The sequence below is a fragment of the Oleiphilus sp. HI0043 genome (assembly GCF_001634935.1).
The window spans coordinates 1-650 of the sequence record NZ_LWEY01000812.1; the positions used below are offsets into that span (position 1 = coordinate 1).

The 650-nt window shown below is 46.5% G+C and carries 1 protein-coding gene; it reads right to left on the reverse strand.

The annotated features are described in order from the left end of the window. Positions 1-650 (reverse strand): acyl-CoA dehydrogenase family protein (locus tag A3729_RS09270; RefSeq protein WP_255376386.1); only part of this gene is annotated, 650 nt, incomplete at both ends.

Genomic DNA, 650 nt, shown 5'->3' on the forward strand with positions numbered 1-650 from the left:
TAGAACTTTACGGCCTAACAAGTCAAGTGCCTGGATACCAGTTGTACCTTCATAAATTAGTGCGATACGCGTATCACGAACGATCTGCTCCATACCCCACTCAGCGATGAAACCGTGACCACCGAATACCTGAACACCGTGGTTAGCAGCCTCGTAACCAGCTTCAGTACAGAAAGCTTTAAGAATAGGCGTTAAGAAGCCTAACATCTCGTCAGCTGCTTTCTTCTCTTCATCACTACCGTGCTCTACCAAATCAGCCTGTTGCGCTGCGTAGTAGATCATTGCACGAGAACCTTCAGCGATAGACTTCTGAGTTAGAAGCATACGGCGAACGTCTGGGTGAACAATGATTGGGTCAGCTTTACCTTCCGGGTTCTTCTTACCAGTCAAAGAACGCATAGCTAGACGCTCTTTAGCGTAAGTTAGCGCACCCTGGAAAGAACCTTCAGCAGCAGCAAGACCTTGAATAGAAGTACCGATACGTGCAACGTTCATGAATGTGAACATGCAGTTTAGACCCTTGTTTTCTGGGCCAATCAACCAACCTTTTGATGCATCAAAGTTCATCACACAAGTTGCGTTACCATGGATACCCATTTTGTGCTCGATAGAACCACAGGTAACGTTGTTTTTCTCGCCTGGATTACCGT